Source organism: Variovorax sp. RCC_210 (assembly GCF_041355175.1).
Taxonomy (GTDB): domain Bacteria; phylum Pseudomonadota; class Gammaproteobacteria; order Burkholderiales; family Burkholderiaceae_C; genus Variovorax.
The window spans coordinates 53,244-71,387 of sequence record NZ_JBFUPJ010000011.1; the positions used below are offsets into that span (position 1 = coordinate 53,244).

An 18,144-nucleotide genomic window follows, 5' to 3' on the forward strand; every position below is an offset into this window, starting at 1 on the left:
GCAACGGGCAACGGGCAACCGGCAACCGACAGGGGCATTCAGCGCCCCGATGCGCGCGCACTGACCGGCGCGGCATCGCACCAGGGGCATCCGCAGGAGACAAACGAACCCGGGCCAGCGGGGTCGTACACCAAGGACAACGCCATGAAGAAGATCCAGGTTCCTCTCTCTCGCACGGCACTCGCTGCCGCCCTCGTGCTCGGCGCCGCGGCGCTGCACATGCCCGCGCAGGCGGCCGACACCAAGGCCAAGAAAATCGCGCTGTCGAACAACTTCGCCGGCAACTCGTGGCGACAGGCGATGCTCAAGAGCTGGGACAAGGTCACGAAGGACGCGGTCGCCAAGGGCGTGGTGGCGCAGGCACCGAGCTTCACCACGTCGGAGAACCAGGCCACGGAGCAGGCCGCGCAGATCCAGAACATGATCCTGCAGGGCTTCGACGCCATCGTGATCAACGCGGCCTCGCCCACGGCGCTGAACGGCGCGGTGAAGCAGGCCTGCGACGCGGGCATCGTGGTGGTGTCCTTCGACGGCGTGGTGAACGAGCCGTGCGCCTACCGCATCGCGGTGGACTTCAAGCAGCTGGGCGCGATGCAGATCGACTACTTCGCGAGCCGTGGCATCAAGGGCAACCTGCTGGAGGTGCGCGGCATCGCGGGGGTGTTCGTGGACGACGAAATCCACCAGGGCATCACCACCGCGGTGGCCAAGCGGCCCGAATACAAGATCGTCGGTTCGGTGCACGGCAACTGGACGCAGACGGTGGCGCAGAAAGAGGTGTCGGCCATCCTGTCGACGCTGCCGCCCGTGACGGCGGTGGCCACGCAGGGCGGCGACGGCTACGGCGTGGCGCAGGCCTTCAAGGCCGCCGGCCGCCCGACCCCGGTGATCTTCATGGGCAACCGGCAGGACGAGCTGGCGTGGTGGAAGGAACAGCGCGACGCCAACAAATACCAGACCATGTCCGCCAGCATCGCGCCGGGTGCGTCGACCTTCGCGTTCTGGGTGGCGCAGCAGATCCTCTCGGGCGCCAAGGTGCCCAAGGAAATGAAGCTGCCGATCAGCGTGGTGACGCAGGAGACGCTGGACGACGCGGTGAAGAACACCGAGGTGGGGAGCGTGGTGAATGTCGAGTACTCGCAGAAGGAAGTGATCGACTTCATCGCCAAGGCGAAGTGATGTTCGGGGCTGGCGTGCGATGTTTGGGGCGTTGTTCAGGGCGTCATTCAGGGCGCGATCACGCCGACACGGCACCCCTTTCCTCGAATGTCCCCCGGCCTTCGGCCTCCTCCTTTATTTCTCGGAAAGGGGCACCGCGCCGTCGTGATCGTTGTCAGCAGTGGTCGTTGATCGCGGTTCACCAGCAGCGTGCACAGGTGCGCAGGGCGTCGGGTGCTTCCCGCAGCGAAATAAAGGAGGAGGGGCGCAGCCCCGGGGGACATTCGCGGAGGGAAGTACCCGGCGGCCTGTGCACGCGCCCCGAACCAAAGACCGAAGCGACACGACAAGAAGCGAGACAAACATGACAGTCACGCACAGTGAAGTCCTGGTCGAAGCACGCGGCGCCGCGCGCTCGTTCGGTGCCGTGCAAGCACTGCGCGGCGTCGACCTGCAATTGCGGCGCGGTGAATGCGTCGGCCTCGTGGGACACAACGGGGCGGGCAAGTCGACACTGGTCAACGTGCTGTGCGGCGCGCTCGCACCGGACCGTGGCGAACTGCACTTTGCGGGGCGGCCCGCGGACAGTGCCGCATGGAGCCTGCGCGAGGCGCGGCGCTGGGGGCTGCGCTGCGTGTTCCAGGAACTGTCGCTGTGCGACAACCTCACGCTCGCGGAGAACATGCGCATCGCGCAACCGCAGTCCGCCGAGTGGGCCTGGCGCAAGCGCGCGGGGGCGCAGTTGATGGCCTCGCTGGACCGCATTTTTCCGGGGCACGGCCTACGGCCCGACGACGTGGTCGGCGAACTGCCCATCGGCAAGCGGCAGATCGTGGAAGTGGCGCGGGCGTTCACCGTCACGCCCGGGGCGCAGCCGCTGGAGCTGATGATCCTCGACGAGCCGACCTCCTCGCTCGACGGGCAGGCGGCCGCGCAGCTGCTGGCCTACATCCGCAGCTTCGTGGCCGAGGGCAAGACCTGCGTGCTCATCACGCACAAGCTGCGCGAGATCTTCGCGGTGACCGACCGGCTGGTGGTGATGCGCGACGGGCAGGTGGTGCAGGCCACGCCCACTGGCGAGACCGACCGCGAGCGGCTTGTGACGGCCATGGGACAGGCCGTGGCGAAGGACGCGCCGGCTTCGGACACATCGACCGCGCGACGGCATGAAGCGGACACGCAGCCCGTCGTGCAGGTGCAGGCGTCGCCCCAGCGCGGCATGGCGATGCGGGCGGCGCGGGGGGAAATCATCGGCCTCGCGGGGCTGGCGGGGCATGGACAGACCGCGATGCTGCTGGCGCTGCAGGAGGCCGCAATTCAAACGCACAGGCACAAGGACGCGATGCGCGTCGAAGGCGGCACCGCCTTCGTGGCGGGCGACCGGCAGACCGACGGCGTGTTCGCGCTGTGGTCCATCGCGCGCAACATGACGGTGGGCTGGCTCGCGCAGCTGCGCGCGCGCAGCCCGCTGATCGACCTGAAGCGCGAGCAGGCGCAGGCACAGCAATGGCGCCAGCGGCTGGGCCTGGTCACGCCGGACATGGACCTGCCGATCGGCTCGCTCTCGGGAGGCAACCAGCAGAAGGTTCTTTTCGCGCGGGCGCTGGGCTCGAGCGCGCCCGTGATCCTCATGGACGACCCGATGCGCGGCGTGGACGTGGGCACCAAGCGCGACGTGTACGCGCTCGTTCGCGACGAGGCGCGACGGGGCCGCACCTTCGTCTGGTACACGACCGAGTTCGACGAGCTGCACCACTGCGACCGCGTCTACGTGTTCAGCAACGGGCGCGTGGTGGGCGAGCTGGCGGGCGAGGACATCAGCGAAGAGCGCGTGGTGGCGCTGTCGTTCGAGGAGGCTGCCGCATGACGAACGCGGTCCTGCCGAACCACCGGAGCCCCGCGCGGCGCGTGGCGATGCTGCATGCGCTGCTGCCGGCCGTGGCGCTGGCGCTGCTGCTGGCGGCGGTGTTCCTGAAGCAGCCGCGCGCCATGTCGTACTTCGGCATCAACCTGCTGTTGAACCTGGCCATTCCGGTGATGTTCGCGACGCTGGCGCAAATGATGATCCTGGCGGTGAGCGACCTCGACCTGTCCATCGGCCCGTTCGTCTCGCTGGTGGCCTGCATCGGCGCCACGCTGATGCCCACGCAGCCGTGGCTCGCGGTGCTGGCGCTGCTGGCCGCGGTGGGCGTGTACGCGCTGGCGGGCGCGGTGATCGAGGCGCGGCAGCTGCCGTCGATCGTGGTCACGCTGGGGCTGTCGTTCGTGTGGCTGGGCTGCGCGGTGCTGCTGCTGCCCACGCCGGGCGGCACGGCGCCCGAGTGGCTGCGCGGCGCCATGAGCTGGCGCACGCCGCTCATGCCGATGCCGATCTGGATGGCCATCGTCACGGCCGTGGTGGGCCACCTGCTCATCACCCGCAGCGCCTTCGGCACGCTGGTGCGCGGGCTGGGCGGCAACCCCGGCGCCATCGCGCGCGCGGGCTGGAACATGGTGCGCGTGCGCGCCGGCGTGTATGCCATTGCAGGCGTGTTCGGCGTGTGCGCCGGGCTGATGCTGGTGGGCCAGGCCACTTCGGCCGACGCCAACATCGCCTCGCGCTACACGCTGGTGGCCATTGCCGCGGCCATCCTGGGCGGCGCGGAATTCGCGGGCGGCAAGGTGGCGCCGGTGGGCGCGGTGATCGGCGCGCTCACGGTGACGCTGGCGGCCTCGTTCCTCACCTTCCTGAACATCGCGCCCGACTGGCAGGTGGGCATGCAGGGGCTGATTTTGGTGGCCGTGCTGGGGTTGCGCGCGGCCATCGACCTGGTGGGAGGCAAGCGATGAGCGCGGTGAACGACAGCCTGGCGCCACCGGCGGCCGCCCCGCGCCAGGGGCGCTGGCAACGCCTGAAGAAGCTCGCGGGCAACCGGCCCTGGCTGGGCTCCTGCGTGGCCGCGGTGCTGGCCTGGGCCGCCACGGTGTGGAGCGCCAACGGCCAGGGCTCGGGCGACCTGCTGGCCGCGGCGCTGGCGTTCTCGGCCTTCACGGTGCTGGTGTCGCTGGGGCAGATGCTGGTCATCAGCGTGGGGCCGGGCAATGCCGACCTGTCGATTCCGTCGACCATCGCACTGGCCGGCGCGGCCGCGATGATCGTCATGGACGGCAACAACGCGATGCTGGTGCCGGGGCTGCTGGCGGCCACGGCGGTGGGCGCGGGCGTGGGGCTGTTCAACTTCGGGCTGATCCGGCTGCTGCGCATTCCGCCGATCATCGCCACGCTGGCGGCCTCGCTGATCGTGATGTCGGTGGCCATCAACTTCGGGCGCGGGCTGAAGGTGAAGCCGCCGGCGCTGTTCTCGGACCTGATGGCGCAGCGCGTTCTCGGCGTGCCGCTGGTGGCGCTGGTGGCCGTGGTGGTCACGGTGCTGGTCGCGCTGATGCTGGAGCGCACGGCGCTGGGCCGCTCGATGGCGGCGGTGGGCCAGAACCGGCGCGCGGCGCAGCTGGCGGGCCTGCGCGTGGAGCGCACGCGCTTGCTGGCGTATGTGATCTGCGCCGCGCTGGCGGGCTTCACGGGCGCGCTCATCGCGGGGTTTTCGGGCGGCAACTCGCTCGACCAGGGCGCGGAGTACCTGTTGATGACCATCGCGGTGGTCGTCATCGGCGGCACCGCGGTGGCGGGCGGTCGGCCGAGCGTGCCGGGCATCTGGGGCGCGGCCATGTTCATGTTCCTGCTGGTGGCGTTGCTCAACGCCGTCGGCGCCGGGCCGGGGCTGCGCACGCTGCTGACCGGCGTCATCATCATCGCGGTCATCGTGCTGGCGAGCGGCCGGCCGAAGCGCTGAGCCACCGTCCGCCGTCCACATCACCCGCGCGGCGCACCTGCACCTTTCACCCAAGAAGGAAGACAACACCCATGGCCCCTCCCCAAGACCTCCCGTTCGGCTTCCTGGACGGCACCGGCTTCGAGCAGCTGGACCCGCGCTTCAAGGGCTGCATTCCCGGCCCCGAGCGCCTCGTGCGCCTGTGGACCGGCGCGCGCTGGTGCGAAGGCCCCGCGTGGTTCGCCGCGCACCGCACGCTGCTGTGGTCGGACATTCCGAACAACCGCATGCTGCGCTACGACGAGGTGAACGGCACGGTCGGCGTGTTTCGCGAACCGTCGAACAACACCAACGGCCACACGGTGGACCGCCAGGGCCGCCTGGTGAGCTGCGAGCACCTCACGCGCCGCGTGACGCGCACCGAGCACGACGGAAGCATCACCGTGCTGGCCTCGCACTGGCAAGGCAAGCGCCTGAACTCGCCGAACGACGTGGTGGTGCACTCGGACGGCGGCGTGTGGTTCACCGACCCGAGCTACGGCATCCTGTCGGACTACGAAGGCCTGCGCGCGGACAGCGAGATCGGCGCCTGCCACGTGTACCGCGTCGACCCCGCCAGCGGCGAGGTCGCGCGCATGACCGACGACTTCGTGAAGCCCAACGGGCTGGCGTTCTCGCCCGACGAGTCGCTGCTGTACATCGCCGACACGGGCGCCAGCCACGCGGCGGACGGGCCGCGGCACATCCGCAGGTTCAGGGTGGGCGCCGACAGCCGCTCCCTGGGCGGCGGCGAGGTGTTCGCGGAATGCACCAACGGGCTGTTCGACGGCTTCCGGCTCGACACCGAAGGCCGCATCTGGACCAGCGCCGCGGACGGCGTGCACGCCTACCACCCCGACGGCACCTTGCTGGGCAAGATCCTGGTGCCGGAGCGGGTGGCCAATGTCTGCTTCGGCGGGCCGAAGCTCAACCGGCTTTTCATCTGCGCGACGTCGTCGCTGTATGCCATCACCTTGAACGCGAAGGGAGTCTGATCCATGTCCAGAACACTGCCGGCCGAAGGCCTGCAAACCGATGTCGCCCGCATCCTCGAAGCCGCGGGCAGCGCGCCCGCCGAAGCGCAGCAGGTGGCCGCCAACCTGGTGCTCGCCAACCTGAGCGGCCACGACTCGCACGGCGTGGGCATGCTGCCGCGCTATGTCGACGCGGTGGCCGAGGGCGGCCTGAAGCCCAATGCCGAAGTGCGCGTGAACCTGGACATCGGCACCCTGATGGGGCTGGACGGCCAGCACGGCTACGGCCAGGTCGTCGGCGTGCAGGCCATGGAGCTGGGCATCGCGCGCGCCAGGCAGCACGGCAGCTGCATCTTCACGCTCTCGCACGCGCACCACCTGGGGCGCATCGGGCACTTCGCGGAAATGGCGACCGCGCAGGGGCTGGTGGCGATGCACTTCGTCAACGTGCTGTCGCGCCCGGTGGTGGCGCCCTGGGGCGGCGGCGACGGGCGCTTCGGCACCAACCCGTGCTGCATCGGCATTCCGCTGGCGGGCGCCGACCCCTTCGTGCTCGACTACGCAACCAGCCGCGTCGCGCAGGGAAAGATGCGCGTGGCCCACAACAAGGGCGAGCGCGTGCCCGACGGCTACCTGATCGACGAGAACGGCGCCCCCACCAACGACCCCGGCGTGGTGGTGGTGCCGCAGGGCAACGGCCTGTTCGGCGCGCTGATGACCTTCGGCGAGCACAAGGGCTACGGCATGGCGGTGGCGTGCGAGCTGCTGGGTGGCGCGCTCACGGGCGGCGGCACCTGGCACCGGCCGGCGGACACCTCGCGCACGGTTCTGAACGGCATGCTGACGGTGCTGATCGACCCCGAGCGGCTGGGCACGCAAACCTCGTTCGAGCAGGAGGCGCGGGAGTTCGTGCAGTGGCTGCGCCAGAGCCCGCCCGGCCAGGGCTTCTACGAGGTGCAGATCGCGGGCGAACCGGAGCGCAAGGCGCGCGCGGCACGGCGCAAGGACGGGATCTGGGTGGACGACGCGACGTGGGGGGAAATCGTGGCGGCGGGAGCCAAGGTGGGCGTGACGGTCACGCCCTGAGCGTTGTCTTGCACCCTCCCCCGACGGGGAGGGGAGAAACCCCTCAGACGATCAGCGCGATCGTCGCCTCGAGGTGTTCCGAAGGCGCCCGGCGAAAGCCTGAGCGCGCAAAGCGCTGCAGCTGCCCCACCACGAACGCCGTGAGCGCCGCGGCCCGCACCTGCGCGTCGACGCTGGGCGTGGCCGAGCCGTCGGCGGCGGCCGCGCCGCGCAGCACCTGGCGCAGGGTGGCCTCGATCTTGTCGAAGAACTGGTTCATGCGCTGCTGCAGGCGCTCGTTTTCATACACCAGCGCATCGCCCACCATCACGCGCGTCATGCCGGGGTTGCGCTCGGCGAACTGCACCAGCAACGTGAGGATCTTGGCGGCCTGCTGGGCGCCGGTGGCACCCTCGCGCTCGAGGATCTGGTTGACCAGGGTGAACACGCTCTGCTCGATGAAATCGATCAGCCCCTCGAACATCTGCGCCTTGCTGGCGAAGTGACGGTAGAGGGCCGCCTCGCTCACCTCGAGCCGCGCGGCCAGCGCCGCCGTGGTGACGCGCTCGGCCCCGGGCTGCTCCAGCATGGCGGCCAGCGCCTGCAGGATCTGCACGCGCCGCTCACCCGGCTTCGGGCGCTTGCGCGCCGGCGGGGTGGGCGAATCGGCGGGGGTCTCTACGCCGGAAGCACTGGTCGTCTCTTCGTTCTGCATGGGAGCGCGTGCAAAGATGTAAACAATTGATTCTCGCACAGCGCAGTGAGCACGCGCCTTCCGGCGTGCTTGCAGACCACTTTAAGGGGCGTGTTCCGCTTCAGCGGGCGCGGATCATCGTCCCGTAGGCCTGGTCGGTCAGGATCTCCAGCAGCATCGCGTGCGGCACCCGGCCGTCGATGATGTGCACCGCGTTCACGCCGCTCTTGGCCGCGTCCAGCGCGCCTTCGATCTTCGGCAGCATGCCGCCCGAGATGGTGCCGTCGGCGAACAGCTCGTCGATCTCGCGCGCGCTCAGGTTGGTGAGCAGCTTGCCGTTCTTGTCGAGCACGCCGGGCGTGTTGGTCAGCAGCATGAGCTTCTCGGCCTTGAGCACCGTGGCCAGCTTGCCGGCCACCACGTCGGCGTTGATGTTGTAGCTCTCGTTCTCCTCGCCGAAGCCGATGGGGCTCACCACGGGGATGAAGGCGTCGTCCTGCAGCGCCTTGACCACGCTGGGGTCGATGGAAACGATGTCGCCCACCTGGCCCACGTCGTGCTGCACGTTGGGGTCGGTGCGGTCGGCCAGCTTGAGCTTCTGCGCGCGGATGAGGCCGCCGTCGCGCCCGGTGAGGCCCACGGCCTTGCCGCCGGCCTGGTTGATCAGGCCCACGATGTCCTGCTGCACCTCGCCGGCCAGCACCCATTCGACGACTTCCATGGTCTCGGCGTCGGTCACGCGCATGCCCTGGATGAAGCTGCCCTTCTTGCCCAGCTTGTTCAGCGCCGCCTCGATCTGCGGGCCGCCACCGTGCACCACCACCGGGTTCATGCCCACCAGCTTGAGCAGCACCACGTCTTCGGCGAAGTCGGCCTGCAGGGCCGGGTCGGTCATGGCGTTGCCGCCGTACTTGATGACGATGGTCTTGCCGTGGAACTTGCGGATGTAAGGCAGCGCCTGGGCCAGGATCTCGGCCTTGTCGCGCGGGGGAATGTTGAGGACGGGATCGGTCATGGGCGGTCAGGCTCCGAAACTGTGGACGATGAGGTGGACGACGAAGAGAAATTCTCGCAAGGGCGGTGCCGTCACGGGCGCAGCCAGCGCGGCACCTTGAAGCGCACGATCATGAGGTAGGCCCCCACGTAGGTCGTGACGAACAGAAGACAGAAGAACATCAGCACCAGCGTGTTGTTCCAGAACAGCACCGCCGGCACCACCGACATGGCGGCGAACATCCAGAGGTACGGCGACGTGCGGTTGTTGCGCGCCAGCAGCTGGCGGGCCTCGTCGTCGGCCAGCGCCACGCGCACGATGCGCCGGAAGATCAGCTGGTGGAAGTGCAGCGCGTCGGCCGTGCCCGGCGACTGGCCGCGCGCCAGCTTGCGGTAGATGGAAAACAGCGTCTCCCACACCGGGTAGATTAGCAGCAGCATCGGGAACCAGGGCGAGACCACCCGGTGGCGCTGCACCAGCGTGACCACGGCCACCGCAATCACCATGCCCCAGACGTAGGCGCCGCCGTCGCCGGCGAAGATCTTGCCGCGCGGGTAGTTCCACACCAGGAAGCCCATGGTGGCACCCACCAGGCACACCACCATGGCCGCCAGCTGGCGGTCGCCCACCTGCAGCGCCACATGCGAGATGGCCAGGCACACCAGCACCGCGACCGTGCCGGCCAGGCCGTTGTAGCCGTCGATGATGTTGAAGGCGTGCGGCAGGCCGCCGATGGCCAGCGCCGCGAAGAGCACGGTGGCGAAGGGAATCGCCACCAGCCAGCCGTCGAGCACCTCGAAGCCGGTGCGCGCCACGCCCAGCCCCAGCACCCAGCACAGCAGCAGCGCCGAGCCCATGGTGAGCCCGAGCCGGTAGCGCACCTGCACCTTCTGCGTGACGTCTTCCACGATGCCGCCCAGCACCGCCGGCAGGATGCACAGCAGCGTGAGCATGGAGATCTTCGCGGGCCAGGCGACGTTGAACGGGTCGTTGCCGGTGATGCCGGCGGCCAGCCAGGCCGCGCCCATGCCCAGCAGGATGCCCGCACCGCCCAGGCGCGGCACGTGGCCCTTGTGGAAGCGTTGAGGCATGTCGGCGCCGTAGATGCGGGCATGCCTGCGCGCACGGCGCATGAACACCTGCACCGAGAAGGCAGCAACGAAGAAACTGATGATGATCAGAGCAATCATGTGTGGGGGTTGGGGAACCCTAGAATTCCCGAGCGAAATTAGACCATGCCCACGCCCCCCTCCTCCTTTCCCCCCATTACCATTTCCATCGTGAGCCACGGCCAGCTCGCGCTGGTGCTGCCGCTGCTCGACCAGCTCGACCGGCACTGCCGCACCGTCACGGCCAAGGTGCTGCTCACGCTGAACATTCCGGAGCCCGATCTGCTGGCGGGCCGGCACTGGGGCTTCGAGGTGGAGCGCATCGAGAACGCGAGCGCCAAGGGCTTCGGCGCCAACCACAACCAGGCCTTCGAGCGCTGCCGCACCGACTGGTTCCTGGTGCTCAACCCCGACATCCGGCTGGACAGCGACGTGCTGACCCCCCTGCTCGCGCAGGCCGCGCCCGACGCCGGCCTGCTCACGCCGCGCATCCTGGAGCCCGGCAAGGCCACGCCCGAGCCGCACCGGGCGCTGCTCACGCCCTTCGAGATCGTCGGGCGCAAGAAGCCCGGCTACGTGCCGCCGCGCGTGCCGGCGTGGATTCCGGGGCTGTTCATGCTGTTTCGCAGCGAGGCCTACCGCCAGGTCGGCGGCTTCGACGAGCGCTTCTTCATGTACGGCGAAGACTTCGACATCTGCGCGCGCACCGGGCTGGCGGGCTGGAAGCTGCAGGTGGGCGAAGACCTGGTCGCCCGGCACGACGCGCAGCGGGCGAGCCACAGGAGCAAGAAGTACCTGTACTGGCACGTGACCAGCCTGCTGAAGGTGTGGCGGTCCGGGGCGTTCTGGCGGTATCTGAAGTTCCAGCGGTAACGTCGATCAGTGCGGCAAGGGCCGCCCTGTCGCCTTCGGGGCTGGTTCAGCCGCGTTCGAGCAGGTCCTGCGCGATGGCATGCCCGCCGCGGCCGAAGCGCGCGTAGCGCCCGCGTGCCGCTTCGAACAGTATCGGCAGCACCCGCAGCGGTCGGGCGGCCGGCAACTGCGCCCTGAACCGCTGGTGCGCGACCTTGTCCCGCTGCGCGGCCAGGAACCTGGGCGCCACCTGGGGCCCAAGCTGCTGCAGGCGCGCCAGCAGCGCTTCTGCCCGGCGCAGGCGCTGCACGTGCTTGTCGCCGCGCTCGACAAAGGCCTTGGCCACCTTCTCGGACAACGTGAGCCGGCGCGCGCCGATCTGGTTGCTCGCGTGCTGGCGGTAGTCGATGGTCGGCTCGGGCAGCACGTCCATGCGGCCGATGGCGGAGGCGACCGCCGCCAGCCATTCGTCGTGCACCCATTCAGGTGCGAACGGCAGAGCGGTCTCGAGCAGCGTCTTGCGGAACATCGTCGTCGCGCCTGTCACCAGGTTGCGACGCAGCAGCACACCGAAGGCCTCGCCACTGGCGATGGCAGCCAGCTCGGCGGGCTGGACTTCGAGCGCGTGGAACAGCGTGGAGCCCAGGGGCTGCAGGTCGCCGTCGACCAGGCGTGCGTCGGTGTGCAGCAGCAGCAACTCGGGGCGCGCCTCGAACTGCGCCGCCATGCGCGCGAGCCGGCCGGGGTGCCAGACGTCGTCCTGGTCGCACAGCGCGATGAGCTCATGGCGGCAGGCGCTCACGGCCTGCTCGAAATTGCGCGTGACGCCCAGGGGTGGCGAGTTGCTGAACACGCGCAATTCGACCTGGTCCGCCACGCCGCACTGCGCCAGGGTGTCGCGCACCACGGCAAGGGTGTCGTCGGTGGAGCCGTCGTCGGACAGCACGATTTCGCGCGGCAAAGGCGTCTGCGCGCAGATGCTGCGGACCTGCTCGGGGAGGTAGCGCGCGCCGTTGCGGGTGCACAGCGCGACGGAGATCGCCAAGACCATCAGACCGGGGCGAGGCGCGGGGGCCAGGCGTAGCTGAAGTCTTCGCGCTCGAGCATGAGGTTGGGGCTGTAGGCGGGGTCGTTTTGCAGCAACGCGCCCCAGCGCCTCTTCATGTAGGCGACATCCGAAAGGTACTGTTCGCTGGCCGCGTCGGTGCTTTTTCTTGGACGCGCCGCGGGCTTGTGGTCGAACAGCTCGGCATAGGGCGTCCAGAGCGTGCGCAGGTCGATTTCGCCCAGGCGCAGGCACAGGTCGACATCGGCGAATGCCTCTTGCAGGCGGCTGGCGTCAAAGCCTCCCACCTCGAGGTAACGGTCCTTGCGGACCACCATGCAGGCCGAGCTCACGGCGGAAAACGATTGGATCAGCGCCGCACGGCCTCCGTAGCCTTCGCGCCCCGCGGGCATTCCGCGATGCGAGTGGCCGGCCACGCCGTCCACGCCAAGCCCCAGGAGCACGCCCGCGTGCGTCAGGATGCGGCGCGGGTCCATCAGGCGTGCGCCCACCGCGCCGACGCCGGGTTGCAGCGCCAGGCTGACCATTTCGGTCAGCCAGTCGGGCGCGATGACCTCGATGCTGTCGTCGACCAAGGCAATCACCTCGCCCGTCGCTGCTTCGACCGCCTCGTTGCGCAGCCCGGCGACACGCTGGCGTTGCGCATGGCGCAGCACGCGCACGTTCGGCAGGCCTTCGACAGCCGCAAGGCAGGCCTGTGCAGCCGCATCGTCGGAGGCGTTGTCGGCCACGATGATTTCGTAGCGCGGATACGCGGTCTTCTGCACGATCGAGTCCACGCACCGGCGCAGCGACGCGGCGGCATTTCGGGTCGTGACGACCAGCGACACCAGTGGCGGGGTTTCGGGCAGCGCATAGCGCACCCGGTAGCCGAAGCCGATGTGCTCGGCCTTTGCGCGGGTCTGCGTGCGCTCGAAATGCTCGTTGAGCGCGCGCTCCCCGGCCACCACGGCATACGGCTTCGCGTCCATCGATTTCGCGGTGCTCTCCGCGTGCACGCGCCAGTGGTAGAGCACGCGCGGAATGTGGCGCACTTGCCCAGGTGCGATGCGCTCCATGCAGCGAATGACAAGGTCCCAGTCCTGCGAGCCCTCCAGGCCCAGCCGGAAGCCGCCGACCGCGCGAACGAGGTCCGTCGACAGCACGCCCAGGTGGCTGAACATGTTCTGCGACCGGAACAGGTCCACGTTCCAGTCGCACTTGAAGTAGGGGCCGGAACGGTTGAGCGCCTCGTCGATCTTGTCCTCGTCGGAATAGATCAGCTGCACGCCGGGGTGGCTGGCGATGCAGTCGGCCACCCAGAACAGCGCGTGCGCCGGCAACAGGTCGTCGTGGTCCATCAGCGCGATCCACGAGCCCGTGACCAGATCGAGCGCGCTGTTCGACGCAGCGGAGATGTGGCCGTTCTTCGGGCGGAACACCACCTTGATGCGCGGATCGCTGTCCGCGTACGACTTCAGGATCGCCCGGACCTCTTCCGATGGCGAGGCGTCGTCCGCGATGCACAGCTCCCAGTTCGGGTAGATCTGCTCGCGCACCGATTCGATCGCCTCGCGCAGCCACACCGGGTTCGGGTTGTACGAGGGCATGACCACCGAAATCAGCGGCAGCTCGGTCATCGAGGCCACGCGCTGGGCCAACCTGGCCCTGGTTGCGGGGCTGGGCGTGTCGTAGTCCCGAACCCAGCGGGCGTAGTCGTTGAACCCCGTCACGCGCCGCCCGAGTTCCCACTGGACGCCCCGCCAGCCCGCCTTGCGGAACATCCGCCAGGCGCGCTGCAGCCGCCCCCCGACGCCGGGGGTTTTCCAGAGCACGGTCAGAAAGAAGTCGAAGAGCCGAGATACAGATTTCATAGACGTCCTGCCGGCAGACGGCAAGAAGGGAACTTTTTCGTGGAATACGCGCCGTACAGGCGGCTCGAAGGAGGAGCGAGGGCTCGGTGTCCGTCAGCGGACGATTATCTTCGCTTCGCCTTTTGGGCCCGCGCGGAACAGGCCGCAGGCCGCCGAAGCGGCCGGGCCACCCCGCCCCGGTAAAATCGCACGGTTCACACAAAGGATAAAAAACGAGGCCGCGCCTCCCGCGCCGCTGGCAAGCCGTTCGCGCTTGCCCTCATGCGGCCAGGAGTGGTTCGGGCGAAGCCGCCGCCGTCCGCCCGCAGTCTCGCAGCTACGCACATGAGCCAAGTTCACTCCAACCTTCACCGCAGCGCCTGGGCTGACTGGTGGGAAGGTACTCGTCGCACGGACATCTGGTGGACCCTCGCCTGGTCCGACATCGTCCTGCGCTATCGACGCTCCATGCTGGGCCCGCTGTGGCTCACCCTGAGCATGGGCGCCATGATCGGCGGCATGGGCCCGCTCTACAGCTCGCTGTTCGGCACCGAGCTGTCCAAGTTCTTTCCGCACCTGGCGCTCGGCATCATCTTCTGGGGCTTCTTCTCGAGCATGGTCACCGACTCGTGCAATTCGTTCATCAGCTCGGCCAACTACCTCAAGCAAGGCTATTTCCCGATCAGCCTGTTCGTGTGGCGGAGCATGGCGCGCAACATCATCCAGTTCGCGCACCAGATCGTGCTGTACATCCCCGTGGCCCTGTGGGCGGGCATCTCGCTGTCGTGGTCGGTATTGCTCGTCATTCCGGCGTTTCTGCTCGTGCTGATCAATGCGCAGGCGCTGGGCCTCGCACTGGGGCTGATATGCACGCGGTTTCGCGACGTGACCCAGATCGTTACCAGCGTGATGCAGATGCTGATGTTCCTCACGCCCGTCTTCTGGCTGCCCTCGAGCCTGCCGGGCCGCGCTAAATACATTCTCTGGAACCCGTTCGCGCAGATGCTCGACCTGCTGCGCACGCCGCTCATGGGCGGGGTTCCGGATGCCCACAACTGGTGGGGCATCCTGGGATGGACCGCGGTGAGCCTCGTCGCCTCCTGCGCGCTGTTCGCCAAATACCGCCGCCGCGTCGTCTACTGGCTCTGAAGAACCATGGCTTTCATTTCCCTCAAGAACGTTTCCGTCAACTTCCCCATCTACGGGGCAGGCGCCAACTCGCTGAAGAAGACCATTGCATCGTCGGTCACCGGCGGGCGCTTCGGCCAGGAAACCGGCGTACACGTGGTGCAGGCGCTCAGCAACATCAACCTAGAGCTCAAGAGCGGCGACCGCCTGGGGCTGATCGGCCACAACGGCGCAGGCAAGTCGACGCTGCTGCGCACGCTGGCCGGCGTGTATGACCCGTCGGCGGGAGAATTCACCCGCCAGGGTTCGGTCTCGAGCCTGATCGACCCCTCGCTGGGCATCGAACACGATGCCACCGGCATCGAGAACATCATGCTGCGCGGGCTCATCATGGGCATGAACAAGAAGCAGATCGAGGCGCTGACCCCCGAGATCTGCGAGTTCAGCGGCCTGGGCGAGTACGTGCACATGCCCGTGCGCACCTACTCCACCGGCATGCTGATGCGCTTGGCGTTCTCGATCTCGACCAGCATCGAGGCCGACATCCTGCTGATGGACGAATGGCTGTCCGTGGGAGACGCGGCCTTCACCGAGAAGGCCGAGCAGCGCATGAAGGACGTGGTGGCGAAGTCCGGCATTTTGGTGCTGGCGTCGCACTCGCCCGAGCTGATCGCCAAGGAATGCAACCGCGTGATCCACATGGAGCACGGGCGGATCGTCGAGCGCTGAGGTCCAGGCTCAGGCCAGTTGCAGGGCGTTGAGGATGGTTTCGGTCTGGTGCTGCCAGCCGAACTTCAGCAGCGCGTCTTCGCGGGCCTGCGAGGCCATCGAACCATAGGCTTCGATGTTGTCGATGGCCTGGAGAATCGCCTCCGTCCACTCATGGGCCTTCGACAGGTATCCCGTTTCGCCATTGCGGATCGCACGGCTGTACGTGTAGCTCGGTGAAGCGATGCTCAAGGTTCCGACGCTGGCCGCCTCGAAGTACTTCAACTCCGACTTGCAGTCCGTGAATGCGTTCGACTGCAAGGGCATGAGGTTGAATTCCACCGTGCCCAGCAGGCGCTGCAGATTCACGTAGTCGTGAAACGGCTGGCGACTGATGCGATGACCGAACTCGCGCATCGCGGGTCCGTGGTCGATGTAGCCGACCACCATCACTTCGACGTCGGGCCGCTCGGCAAGCACGTCGGCAAGCGCGGGTTCCACGATCGCGTAGTCGAGACGGTGCGACGGTGAGCCGCTGAAATAGCCCAGCGTGATCTTGCCGTTGCCGACGAAGCGAGCGCGCTCCTTGGCGGCAAAGACCTTCTCGGCCACGGCCAGTTGCTCCTTGTTCATGAAGTTCGGCACGACCGCCACCGGCAGGCCGGAGCAATCCGCGATCTTCTGAGCGAGAAACGCGTTGGTCGTGATGGCGCCGTCGCACAAGCGCAGCGTCTGGTGCATGCGGGCGATCATCGCGAACCAGTCGTCCCAGACGCCCTTCTGCGTGACATCGAGACCCAGGGTGGCCACGACGAGGTGCGCGTAGTCGGTGTCGACCACCAGGTCGTCGACATCGAACAACACCCGCTTGCCGCGTGCCCTGAACTTGGTGATCAGGCCGTTCACCTGATGGCAATAGCGGGACCGGCAGATCACCAGCAGTTCCGCGGCATCGGCGATTTCGTCGAAGCGATCGCTGTCCGACAGGAAGAAATAGCTCGCCGACACGTCGCCTGCGTCAGGCTCGTTGAGCACCTGGGCCATGTTGTAGGCGCGGTAGCGGAAGGTGCTGTTGTTGGGTTCTTCGTAGAAGTAGGCCACGCGGACCTTGCGCCTGTACAACATGGACAGCCGCGTCGACAGCGGCTGCAGCCACGGGTCCGCGTAGGGGACGGGAGGGATGTCCAGAGCAAACATCAGCGTTGCGCAACAAGGGTTTGGAGCGTTTGCTCGAACGACTGAACCCAATCCGCGCCCAACCCATTGGCTGCGAGATTTCGGGTTCGCGTCTCGTTGTCCTGCGCAAGCGCCACACCGGCACGAAGTGCATCGACCAGCGCATCGGTGTTCAATTCGGCGCACAGGATGTTGGCCGAATAGTTCGACAAGTCCTGCTTGTTGGCAAACCTGTTGGTAACAACCACGGCGCCGCTGGCGGCGAGATCGAACGGTGGATAGCTGGGATGCGGCGTGTACATCAGGCACAGCCCAAGATCGATCGTTCCCGCCAGGTCGGCATAGGCCTCCCAATCGAGCCCTTCGCATCTCTCTGGCAGGTAGCCATCGCCGAAGCTCACGTTTGGAATGTCCTTGCCGACCAGAAAAATATCCCATTGCGCAAGATCGAGAACACCTTCGTTGACTGCACGGTCGATGAGGTCGAGGCCAATGTGGAACAGATTGCGTGGATTATTCGGCCTCGCATAGAAGAAGAAGCGTTTCTTGCCATCTGCCTCGCGCGGCCGCTGGTGGAAGAGCGTCTTGGGAAATGAGGGCTCGAACCACAGGCCATTGCGTTCGAGGTTCGTCAACCCGGTGGCGACGAGGTGTTCGAACAACAACCGCGTGTTGACCACGAAGCGGATTTGCTGATTGCGCAGCACGCGCTCGCATTGAACGCGGTCTTCGCCGAACGGATAGAACATCCGCTCGTCCTCCTGAAGCAAATAGACGATAGAGGCGGGCGGCACGCTGGCAAGCGTTGCGGCGGTGGTCCACCACGACGTCGTGATGAAAAGTTCGTCAGCGTGGATGTCCAGGCTGGCCTGCGCCTCTGCGGCAGGAAGCAGCCCCGTATCCGCCCCGGAGTGCGCAGCGAAGGCAAACTGGACTTCGTGCGTCAACTCGATGCCGTAAGCGCTCAGGATCTGGGCCGCGTTCGCAGGCGAAGGTGCTTCGGTCCGGGTCACGATCCGCAGCGTTGCATTCATCCGGTTTGCCAGCAGCGCCGCAAACAACAACGCCGTGCCCACACCACCAAAAAGACTGCCAGAGCCGATGCTGTCGGTTACCAAGCTAACCCGCGGCAGTTCCGGCCGCGGGATAGCGTACGTACGCAGCGGTTCCTGCGCGACGAAACGTTTGCCTAGCAGTTCTGGAACCGTGGTCCGTGCGCGATTCGCAGCGCCGCGAAGCGCCGCCGCGTCTTGAATGGCCTGCACAGGGTGCCCGGCTACGGCCGCACCCAGCTTCGCGCGGACCAACCTTGCGGTCGCAACAGTTCCTTTTGCTCGCCAGAAGGCAATGAATCTTCGAATTCGTGCGCTCATCTATTAATTCCAGTTTTATTATTTAATTTCAGCACACAATTCCCGAGAAAACGCGCAGCTCAAACCATGTTTGAACCAACTTATTCGGGGAAAGCAAATGCAAAAATGTCCATCGTATTATTAATCTTGGAAAGCAGCGTCATCTAAAGCCTGTCGCGATGATCAGT

16 protein-coding genes are annotated in these 18,144 nt (G+C 67.2%); 9 read left to right on the top strand and 7 right to left on the bottom strand.

All coding sequences use genetic code 11. The features are described 5' to 3' along the window. Positions 1–144: 144 nt before the first annotated feature. From AB6807_RS26450 to AB6807_RS26475, 6 genes are all read left to right on the top strand, one after another. Entirely contained in the window at positions 145–1,179 is a 1,035-nt protein-coding gene (locus AB6807_RS26450; protein WP_371086881.1) for an ABC transporter substrate-binding protein, read from the top strand. Positions 1,180–1,522: 343 nt separating this feature from the next. Beyond that, positions 1,523–3,025, top strand: coding sequence for a sugar ABC transporter ATP-binding protein (locus tag AB6807_RS26455; protein WP_371086882.1), 1,503 nt, complete (start codon positions 1,523–1,525; stop codon positions 3,023–3,025). After that, positions 3,022–3,987, top strand: coding sequence for an ABC transporter permease (locus AB6807_RS26460; protein WP_165840371.1), 966 nt, complete (start codon positions 3,022–3,024; stop codon positions 3,985–3,987). Before AB6807_RS26455 ends, AB6807_RS26460 begins: the two co-directional genes overlap by 4 nt. Next, on the top strand, positions 3,984–4,988 hold the full coding sequence (locus tag AB6807_RS26465) for an ABC transporter permease (protein WP_286516955.1): 1,005 nt from the start codon (positions 3,984–3,986) through the stop codon (positions 4,986–4,988). The genes AB6807_RS26460 and AB6807_RS26465 overlap by 4 nt, the downstream gene beginning before the upstream one ends. 71 nt (positions 4,989–5,059) lie before the next feature. Beyond that, positions 5,060–6,001, top strand: a complete 942-nt coding sequence (locus AB6807_RS26470) for an SMP-30/gluconolactonase/LRE family protein (protein WP_371086883.1) — start codon at positions 5,060–5,062, stop codon at positions 5,999–6,001. A 3-nt stretch (positions 6,002–6,004) separates the two neighbouring features. Further along, a complete protein-coding gene (locus AB6807_RS26475; RefSeq protein WP_371086884.1) occupies positions 6,005–7,066 on the top strand; it encodes a malate/lactate/ureidoglycolate dehydrogenase in 1,062 nt (353 codons plus the stop codon). A 43-nt stretch (positions 7,067–7,109) separates the two neighbouring features. Here AB6807_RS26475 and slmA read toward each other — a convergent pair whose 3' ends face one another. The 3 genes from slmA to AB6807_RS26490 form a co-directional block, all read right to left on the bottom strand. Beyond that, the gene (slmA, locus tag AB6807_RS26480; RefSeq protein WP_116910698.1) at positions 7,110–7,760 is read right to left on the bottom strand and encodes a nucleoid occlusion factor SlmA; all 651 of its coding nucleotides are present in this window, start codon (positions 7,758–7,760) and stop codon (positions 7,110–7,112) included. 100 nt (positions 7,761–7,860) lie between these two features. Then, complete coding sequence (gene argB / locus AB6807_RS26485; RefSeq protein ID WP_116910699.1) at positions 7,861–8,754, bottom strand: acetylglutamate kinase; 894 nt, start codon at positions 8,752–8,754, stop codon at positions 7,861–7,863. A 71-nt stretch (positions 8,755–8,825) separates the two neighbouring features. Next, positions 8,826–9,923, bottom strand: coding sequence for a glycosyltransferase family 4 protein (locus tag AB6807_RS26490; RefSeq protein ID WP_116910700.1), 1,098 nt, complete (start codon positions 9,921–9,923; stop codon positions 8,826–8,828). A 45-nt stretch (positions 9,924–9,968) separates the two neighbouring features. On the opposite strand from AB6807_RS26490, the gene AB6807_RS26495 reads away from it, so the two are divergent. Continuing rightward, entirely contained in the window at positions 9,969–10,715 is a 747-nt protein-coding gene (locus AB6807_RS26495; RefSeq protein WP_371086885.1) for a glycosyltransferase family 2 protein, read from the top strand. A gap of 46 nt (positions 10,716–10,761) precedes the next feature. On the opposite strand, the gene AB6807_RS26500 is transcribed toward AB6807_RS26495, so the two are convergent. Both AB6807_RS26500 and AB6807_RS26505 read right to left on the bottom strand, forming a co-directional pair. Further along, positions 10,762–11,745, bottom strand: a complete 984-nt coding sequence (locus tag AB6807_RS26500) for a glycosyltransferase family 2 protein (protein WP_371086886.1) — start codon at positions 11,743–11,745, stop codon at positions 10,762–10,764. Further along, positions 11,745–13,613, bottom strand: coding sequence for a glycosyltransferase (locus AB6807_RS26505; protein WP_371086887.1), 1,869 nt, complete (start codon positions 13,611–13,613; stop codon positions 11,745–11,747). Before AB6807_RS26505 ends, AB6807_RS26500 begins: the two co-directional genes overlap by 1 nt. Positions 13,614–13,937: 324 nt before the next feature. Here AB6807_RS26505 and AB6807_RS26510 point away from each other — a divergent pair, with 324 nt between their 5' ends. Both AB6807_RS26510 and AB6807_RS26515 read left to right on the top strand, forming a co-directional pair. Beyond that, a complete protein-coding gene (locus tag AB6807_RS26510; RefSeq protein ID WP_116910704.1) occupies positions 13,938–14,741 on the top strand; it encodes an ABC transporter permease in 804 nt (267 codons plus the stop codon). A gap of 6 nt (positions 14,742–14,747) precedes the next feature. Next, complete coding sequence (locus AB6807_RS26515; RefSeq protein WP_116910705.1) at positions 14,748–15,449, top strand: ABC transporter ATP-binding protein; 702 nt, start codon at positions 14,748–14,750, stop codon at positions 15,447–15,449. A 9-nt stretch (positions 15,450–15,458) separates the two neighbouring features. Here AB6807_RS26515 and AB6807_RS26520 read toward each other — a convergent pair whose 3' ends face one another. Both AB6807_RS26520 and AB6807_RS26525 read right to left on the bottom strand, forming a co-directional pair. Continuing rightward, a complete protein-coding gene (locus AB6807_RS26520; protein ID WP_371086888.1) occupies positions 15,459–16,472 on the bottom strand; it encodes a glycosyltransferase in 1,014 nt (337 codons plus the stop codon). A 152-nt stretch (positions 16,473–16,624) separates the two neighbouring features. Beyond that, a complete protein-coding gene (locus AB6807_RS26525; protein WP_371086889.1) occupies positions 16,625–17,977 on the bottom strand; it encodes a hypothetical protein in 1,353 nt (450 codons plus the stop codon). Positions 17,978–18,144 lie beyond the last annotated feature (167 nt).